General features: G+C 33.0%; 6 protein-coding genes. All 6 read right to left on the minus strand.

The window, feature by feature from the left end; translation table 11 throughout:
- Window position 1: 1 nt before the first annotated feature.
- Window positions 2-6,391: an autotransporter-associated N-terminal domain-containing protein gene (locus EII29_RS09620; RefSeq protein WP_125237317.1), complete on the minus strand. Its 6,390-nt coding sequence runs from the start codon at window positions 6,389-6,391 to the stop codon at window positions 2-4.
- A 23-nt stretch (window positions 6,392-6,414) separates the two neighbouring features.
- Window positions 6,415-6,957, minus strand: coding sequence for an OmpA family protein (locus tag EII29_RS09625; RefSeq protein ID WP_125237318.1), 543 nt, complete (start codon window positions 6,955-6,957; stop codon window positions 6,415-6,417).
- Window positions 6,927-7,175, minus strand: a complete 249-nt coding sequence (locus tag EII29_RS09630; protein ID WP_125237319.1) for a hypothetical protein — start codon at window positions 7,173-7,175, stop codon at window positions 6,927-6,929. Before EII29_RS09630 ends, EII29_RS09625 begins: the two co-directional genes overlap by 31 nt.
- 110 nt (window positions 7,176-7,285) lie before the next feature.
- Entirely contained in the window at window positions 7,286-7,759 is a 474-nt protein-coding gene (locus EII29_RS09635; protein ID WP_125237320.1) for a hypothetical protein, read from the minus strand.
- Window positions 7,760-7,869: 110 nt separating this feature from the next.
- A complete protein-coding gene (locus EII29_RS09640; protein WP_125237321.1) occupies window positions 7,870-8,292 on the minus strand; it encodes a hypothetical protein in 423 nt (140 codons plus the stop codon).
- A 226-nt stretch (window positions 8,293-8,518) separates the two neighbouring features.
- Complete coding sequence (locus EII29_RS09645; RefSeq protein ID WP_233573307.1) at window positions 8,519-8,671, minus strand: adhesion protein FadA; 153 nt, start codon at window positions 8,669-8,671, stop codon at window positions 8,519-8,521.
- Between the last annotated feature and the right edge of the window lie 12 nt (window positions 8,672-8,683).

The raw sequence follows: 8,683 nt of genomic DNA on the forward strand, positions 1-8,683 counted from the left end.
ATTAGTATATAGCTCTGAAGCCTATTCCTCCTCTTACATTCTTTCCTTTTGTATCATAACCTGCATTGAATGTTATTCCGAATTTCTGATTATCTATTCCTACATTCAAATCTGCTTTAAAGTTTCCTTTTCTATTATCCTTTTCAGATCTGATATTGAAATATCCTGCATCAGTATATGCCACTTTAGCTTTATTTTTTACATTTGCAACCTGTCCAAGTTCATTTTCATACCCGAGACCCAATGCTGCTGTAAATGTGGCTCTTTCTCCTATTATCTGTCTATACTTAAATTCTGTTCCCACTTCAGGTTTTATAGAAAAATAATCATTTCCTTTTACTTCCAATCTTATTTCTCCATTTTTTTCCTTTACAGCTCCAAATTTCCCGTACTCCAGTTTCAAATTTCCATATGGTTTTATGCTGAATTTTTCTCCTGTTCTAAATTCCTTGCTTATTTCATTTTTCAATGCAAGTCCATATGTATTATAAGTTGATTTTGCTTTAAAGATTTCATCTACTATCAAGTATCTTCTTTCCATTTCACTTCTTCCAGCAAATCCCTCTCCTGATACTGTCCAGTTAAGGCTTCCGTTATTATCAAATGCTTTTGAGCTAAATACTCCGAGTTTCAGCATTGTTGTACTTTCTTTAGATTTTCCGATATCTTTAAATTTGAATCTGTTATTTATCACACCTGCATACCAACCTGTACTATTTCCTAACTTAATTGTTTCATTTTCACTAACATAAGCCACACCATAAGCATTATTAGTGTAATTTATAACTCCTGCAGTATCTGTATTATATTTTCCTTTTACTCCGAATGTAGTTATTCTGTTAGATTTTTTTGAAGTGTTTTCCTGCATTTTTCTTATATTATCAAACTCTTTATTCAGTAATACGCTTGTTGAATTTAATCTCTGTTGTATATTTGCATATTGATGTCCCATCATCTGATCTATTGCTTGATAAAAAAGAACTTCTTCATTATTTCCTATTTTATTCAATTTATTGAATACCGCTTTTTCTCTTGTATCTATCCCTTCAATTCCATATCTTTTTTCAAGTCCGTCAAGGAAATTATAAGTGTCTGTTTTTTCCACAGGTGTTGCTTGATTTCCTGCATATTCAGTGTAAGGAATTTTTGCCATATATATTTTCTGAGGTGTTCCGTTTCCATCAATTATAGGTAATGCCATCCATGTTAACGAAGCGGAATTAATGGACCACTCTATCCCTCTTCTTCCTTTCATAACTGCACGATAAGGATTCAGTATATTTTCTCCTACTTCTATATATTTACCGTTCACTTTTTCTGCAGCTTCAGGCCCTATAAGTAATTCAGCTTTTTCTACCCCCAGTGCAGATAATCCGTTTATAGGATTGGTTCCTCTCAGTGTATCTACATACATTCCAATTTTACTGATAAGCGGTTTTTCAATTGTTCCATATGTTTTATTTACTGAATCAATATTAGGTACAAGTATTCCGTTTAAAGTAATTTCAGCAGTAGTTGAACCCGCCGGAGCAAATATTCTTACTCCTCCTGCACTTTTATCAAGAGGTTTTCCTCCCGTCGGATCATATTCTCCATCTTCTTTCGCTCCACTTCCTACTGTTATGTCACCGTAGTTTACTATTGTAACATTACTTAAAGGAGAATTTACTCTGTAAATTCCGAATCCCCCCGGAGAATCTATATGAACTTTAGCACCGGCATGATTTACAAACTTGGAATTATTGCTTAACACTATTCCAACTGCTCCATTAACTGTCCCTGTTGTTCTTATTTCTCCATAGTTATGTCCTTCAGCACCTTCATCAAGATACATTCCTATAGTTCCTTCCGCTGACAGATATATCTTTCCATGATTTTCAGCTATTGATTTATTAGAACCTGTACTTCCGGTTGCATACATTCCTATACTTGATATGCCGTTTACATTTATAACTCCTGTAGGACCGTTTACAACTTTTGCATAATCGAGATTTTTGTACCCTGCTGCCATTCCTATCCCGAATTTACTTGTTCCGGGATTTGAACTACCTACACTTATTGTAGCATTATTTGTAGCCGTTCCTCCATTTATGCTGTACATCCCGACATTCCCTATACCTGTTACAAAATCCATATCTGCATTATTCACTACTGTTCCGGCTGAGTATAGTCCATATGTTTCTCCAGCAGTAGATACCAATTTAGCATTATTTATAATACTTGCCGTGCTGTCATTTGAATAAAGGTATACCGATTTTTCTTTTAAAGATACATTTGAACCTATTACATTTGTAAATTTCGTATTTCGTCCTTTAAATACATATCCATAAGAATTATTACCTATATTCATTTTACTTCCGTTATCGGTTATCTGAATTCCGTTAGAAGAATTTTCCGTAAATACTCCTACAGCATTGTTATCTCCTATATTAAATGTAGTTCCTGCATTTATTTTAATATTGTCAGTTGCTACCGGTAAATTCTGCTCTGCTACACTGAATATTCCTACTCCGTTTTCTCCAACATTGAATACTGAAGCCCCTCCTGTTTCTACGTCTTTTCCGTATATTCCGTATGAATTTTTTCCTGCTTCTATTATTCCGTTATTTACAATTTTTACATTTTGATCTTTTGTAAACATTCCTATTCTTAATACACTTTCATTTGAAGAATCTCCTATATCTATTTTTCCTGTATTTATAAGTGTCCCCATTTCAGAACCAAACATTCCTGCTGATAAATCTGCTTCTAATTTGATTATTCCACTATTTGTTAAAGAGGTAAACTTTTTACCTGCCATTCCTACAGCTTTCTGTCCTGACATTGTTATTGTTCCTGTATTTTGTGCTGCTATATTATGAATATTTCCTCTACTGTCATTATTTTCTACATAAATTCCTACGGCACTTTCACCATCAAGATTTATGAGATTATTATTTGTTGCATTTATATTTCCGTCTGTTCCCGTTGTCTGGTTAAATTCATTTATTTTAAGTCCTAAAGTATCACTTCTGTAGGATAATCCCAAAATTCCTATAGAATTTTTTCCTCCTACATTAATTGTTCCTCCATTTACAACATCAGAATCATTTACGGCATAAACTCCGACTGCTCCGTCATTTGCAGCATTAATTCCTGATCTTTCAACATTTACAACTGCACCGTTATTTATATCTACTTGCCCATAGTTTATAAATAATCCTACTGCTCCTGATCCTGCATCCGTTCTGTCTACACTTACTTCAGTATTATTTTGTAAAGTTATTCCTGTTTGATTTTTATTTGTCGCAGTGGCACTTGAGTTCATATCAATACCTACAGGAGTAAATATGCCTATAGAATTTAACTGTGTTCCATTCAGATGAGCCGTTACTTTATTTCCACTAATAAGGTTTACTTTTGCTTTTTGTACTGCCAGATACTTTGTAAATACATAGTCATCAGTACGATTCTGTGTCGGATCTGCAGCTATGCTTTTATCAATATTTTTATCTATTCTGTAATCATCTAAACCATTTATTGCAGCTAACCTGTAATCTGTAAATCCGTAAGTATCTATTATCTGCATATTTGCGACTTTACCTTTTACGTTGTTAAACAGATTTGTTGCACTTAATCCTCCTGTTACATCTCTTAGATTAAATACTGTTACATCATTTGAATAAATATGGGCTTTTGTATTACTGTCAGTAACAAGTGAACCTGCTGTTCCCTGTTCAAATCCTACTCCGTCACCTCTAAGTTCTATTTCAGCTCCTTTTATATTAACTGAACCTCCTCCACTTGTAAATACAGCATAACCGCTACCGTCATATTTTAATTTGGCATTTTCAAGATTAAGAATACTTCCTGTTCCTAAACCGTTCTGTCCTGTAGAAACAACACCTGAAGCCCCTTTTTTGACTTCTATTTCAGCTCCGTTAAGATTAGCCGTAGCTCCTCCTTCGATATATACGCCTGTTCCTTTATCAGTACTTGCAGTATCATCAATTGTTATCTTCATTGCCTTCCCGGCTCCAAGAACAGGATCTATTTTAACGGTTCCTCCGTTACTGTATATTCCCGTAGAGCCGTTTTTGGCATTTATTGTTGTATCTGCACCTCCATTAATACTCAAAGTTCCTTCATTATTATATATTCCCGTATTACTTTTTCCGTCTAAAGATAAAGCTCCTTCTAATGTAAAAGTTCCCAAATTATATATTGCTGCACCCTGACTCCCTTTGTAGTTTATTGTTCCTGAGCTTTTTCCGGTATTATTTTTATCTATAGCTATTCCGATGCTTTTATTTCCATTAATTATCAATGTTCCTTTATTTTCTGCCGTTGCTCCTGAAGTTGCTCCCACTGACAAAAAATTTCCTGCAGTAAGTCCGTAAAATTCATCCATTGTGGATGTCATTGTTTTTCCTGTATTAAAAGTTACCGTTCCTGTTTTTCCCGCTTGCATGAAAGTATTGTTTTTCTTTGCACTTGTTAAAGTAAAATCTTTATCTACTATTATTTCATTTTTATCACTTCTTATTAAAACTCCCTTTGAAGCATCACCTCCGAAGTTAAATGTATCTCCTATTTTTACACTGTCCAGAGTAATAGCGTCCGTATTTACAGTAGCTGTATCGGAACTTCTTAAAAACCCTATATTACTTTCCCCATTAACAAGAACTTGAATTTTTTCCAGATTTGAAATAGGATCTCCTGTAGATCTTCCTTGAGCTATTGCTAATCCGACATTTTGACTTCCATTCAGAGTAATAACTCCGTTTTCTCCTGAAACTGTTCCCATTGCATCATAATATGCAGGAGAATTTCCATGTCCAAAAGCTGATGTTGTAGTATAATCTTTCTGTCTATAACCGTAACTTTTAGTACCGTCTATTGTTATATTCCCCAGTTTCACATTTGTATTCGGACCTTTTAAATTAACATCCGCACTGTTTGAATGATAATGAAAATAACCGTAATCTACTCCGATACTGAGACTTGCATTTCTTCCTATTGAAATACTTCCATCATTTATAGTTTCAGGTTTCTTTTTAAAATATGAATTTATATCATTTTGAAAATACTCTGTATCTATCATTATTCCAATCATATTTTCTCCACTGTTCATATTTATGCTACCTGTATTTCTTAATATTGAAGTAGTAATACCGTTATTTACATTGGGAACGGCCGAAGTTCCTCCTCCATGTCCCGCCAGAAGTTGATGTTCAATTCCTACAATTGTTCCTCCGCCTGTTGTACTCATATTTAAAGTTCCGCTTAATGTAAATGTTTTATCAGGGGCTGATACTGCTCCATATTCATATGGATTTAAACTTATGAATAGCGGAAAATTACTTTTACTTGAAACTACGTTGTACACTCCCTGCACATCTACATCCCTATCATCAACATGATTTATAAAAGCATTTAAAGCTACACCTGAAGCTCCCGGTGAAAGAACACTATTTCCTCCGCTATAACTTACATTCAGTTCTCCTCCTGTCCACGAAGTGTTATTATTATTTATCTGTATATTTAAATCTGCTGTAGTACTGTAAGTACTCCAGTTTTGAGCAATTATATTGGTTCTTGGTAAACTTGCTCCCCCAGGTTGTCCAAATCCCGCTCCGTTGAATGTAATATTTACGGGATCAAATAATTCTATTGCCGGCTTAGGAGGAAGATCGGGTGCTTTAGGAGGAGCTACAAGTTTAGGTTCAAATGCAGGCAATATTATTGCAGGAGCACTTGGTACAGTAACAGGAGAATTTTTACTTACAAATCTTGGAGTTATCCCTGCATTCACTTTTATTGATATGGGAGGTTCGGTAACCAGTTTTACACTGGCCAATCCATATCCCGATGTCAATCCTCTTCTATAATTTGTAGAGGAGGATCTTAAGTTTGTACCTGTTCCTAATAAATTATAATTCTCACTATCCAATGGAACATATCTGTTTATTTCATTAGTATCTCTTTCTAAAACCCCTTCAAAAGGATACTTTTCTTTTTTATCTCCTTTTCCCTTATATGTTCCTCTCCATTCGTTATAATAATATCCTGCTCCAAATTGCCACGATTTCCATGGAGATTTTATTACCTGCTCTCCCTGCTCCATTAGTTGTATTAATTCAAGATTTGCATTTTTCAGTAGTCTGTTATTTTCTCTTTTTGCCTGTTTAAATGCTATATGTAAATCCTTTATCGATGTATTCAGTTCTTTTCTTGTCAACTTTATCTCATTCTCCGTATTTTTTACTTCAGGTGATGTCAATATATTTGAAAATGAAAACATACCCATTAAAAGAAAACTAAAAAGCAGACCTTTTGTATATCTTACATCTTTTGTCCTTTTGGCAAAAGCTCTTAAACTTTTTTCTATATTTTTCAGATTGTTATTCACTTTTATTCAACCCCTTATAATTTTTAATTTCTCTTTATCAGTTTAAATTCTATCCTTCTATTTAAAGCTCTTCCTGCTTCAGTGTTATTTGATGCAACCGGCTCCATCTCTCCTTTTGATTCAGTTCCCACTATTCTATCAGGAGTCAGTCCAAGTTCGAGTAATTTTTTCTTCGCATTTTCTGCCCTTCTCAATCCAAGCTTCATATTGTAAATGTCTTTTCCTTTGGAGTCTGTATGCCCCACCACTATTACATCATAGTCATTAACTGTAACATAATCTATCAGATTTTTCAAAACACCGTGATATCTTGGAGAAACCTTATCTTTATTAAATCCGAATTTTAGTGTCTCATCGCTTAAAACCACCGTCATCTCCCTGGGAAGATTTCCTTTAGAATCCTTTATTGCATTTATATCTATTTCTTCCAATTCCAATGCATTTATTCTTAAAGTTTCTTCTCTTATCTGTCTTGCTGAAGGTTTTTTTTCAGCAAATATGGATAAAGAGATCACTAATAAAGACAGTATCTTCACTATTGTGACATTTCTTGATTTTCTTTCCATGCTTCTGCCTCTCTTTCAAGAGATTTATATTGTGAACTGTATTCTATCTGCCCCTCATTTCTTAATTTTTCAAGATTGTCGGACGGTTTTACAAATTTATGTTCTTTTAAATACACTTCTATATTATCAAGTCTGTCTGTGTTATAATTTATCAATTTTGTATTTGTACATGATATCATCAATATTCCCAATGCAGATATTACTAAAATTTTCTTCATTTTTTTCACTATAAATACGGCTTTTAATTTTTTTACCGTATTCTCCTTTCATTTTTTGATATTTTGATATTATATTTATAATTTTTACTTTAATACTGTCTTACTGTTTCTTATTTTATTTTATCTTTAATTCCTTCCAATCTTTCTTCCATTTTTTCCAATGCTTCATTTGTTTTGTGGAATGTTTCTATGTTAGCATTTATTTCTTCTACTCTTCTCTTGATTCTTTGTACTTCCACATCCATTTTTTCACTTTCCGTCATATTTTTCTGTTTTGCTTTCATTGCTTTTATTTCAGATTTTTTCTTCATTTGAGCTTCTTTTTTCATTTTAAGTTCCTCTGCTTTTCCTCTTTGAGACTGTTTTTTCAACTCATTTGCTCTTTTTTGTATGCCTGTAGGTGTATTTACATTTACAGGAATTTCTTCAGACATCATTTCTTCCTGTTTTATTTCCTTTACCTCATGAGTCTGTTTTTTTCTTGCTTCTCTCAGTAATCTTTCTACTGCCGGATCGGAATAACTTAGCTGAGTGATGGAAAAAAACACCAACCCCAATATTCCCATCATATTTTTTATTTTCATCTGTTTTCCTCCTAAAATTTATTTATATTTTCCTTATTTCTTCATTAAATCTCCTGCTTCTTGATTTATTTTCACTTATTTTTTTAATACTTTAAATCTCTCACTCAAATTTATTTTTTCTTTTGACCTTTTTTAACTGTTTCTTTATGTGTTTTTTTCATTGCAGATTTTTTGGATTTTTTATTTTTTCCTAATACTTCATTATATCCTCCAAGCTCTTTTTCTTCCCTTTCCACACTTCTTACAACTCTCTCATAAAAATCCACTCTATCTTTAGCTTTTATTGTATTATACTCCAATTTTTCCATTGGTGTCTTAGGTTTTATTTCTTTTACGGTTTCGCCTTCTATTATTGCATTTTCTTCAGTTATTTCTGATGAAACTACTTTCATCTTTTTTCTTTGTACAGGTTTGACCGTTTCTTTCTGCTGTCTGTAATAATCTTCTCTGGCTCTTTTCAGTATTTCTTTTGCACTATCCGCCATAAGAGATATACTTAATACAACCAATCCGGCTAATACTGTTTTTTTCATTTTTTCCTCCTTTAAATAAATATTTTACAACATACAATTTCTTTAAATTTCTTCACAATTTGATTATATTTGATATTAAATATTTTTTATTTCTTTTGACATATTTAATATTTTTATTTATAAATTAATATCCAAGTAAATCCTTTCTCCACATTGTCACAGTCAACCAAGTTTCGGAGTTCACGGATAACTTGAGTATGAGGGCTGCAATGAGCCCTCATAAAAACTAATTCATCACTGACAGCATTGCTTCAAGCTCATTTATCTTATGCTCTTTTTCTTTTATAAGTTTCGCTATATTTTTATAATATGTGTCATAATTATTAAGTACTTTTTTGTATTTATCTCTATGCCATCTTACTTCCGAATCTTTTTTCAGTTTCTCAAATAC

It is taken from the genome of Leptotrichia sp. OH3620_COT-345 (genome assembly GCF_003932895.1).
Lineage (GTDB): Bacteria > Fusobacteriota > Fusobacteriia > Fusobacteriales > Leptotrichiaceae > Pseudoleptotrichia.

What these genes read in the sequence shown, in the direction of transcription:
- EII29_RS09630 (WP_125237319.1), bottom strand. Translation starts at nt 7,175, where the DNA reads ATGAAGAAAATTTTAGTAATATCTGCATTGGGAATATTGATGATATCA.
- EII29_RS09635 (WP_125237320.1), bottom strand. Translation starts at nt 7,759, where the DNA reads ATGAAAATAAAAAATATGATGGGAATATTGGGGTTGGTGTTTTTTTCC.
- EII29_RS09625 (WP_125237318.1), bottom strand. Translation starts at nt 6,957, where the DNA reads ATGGAAAGAAAATCAAGAAATGTCACAATAGTGAAGATACTGTCTTTA.
- EII29_RS09640 (WP_125237321.1), bottom strand. Translation starts at nt 8,292, where the DNA reads ATGAAAAAAACAGTATTAGCCGGATTGGTTGTATTAAGTATATCTCTT.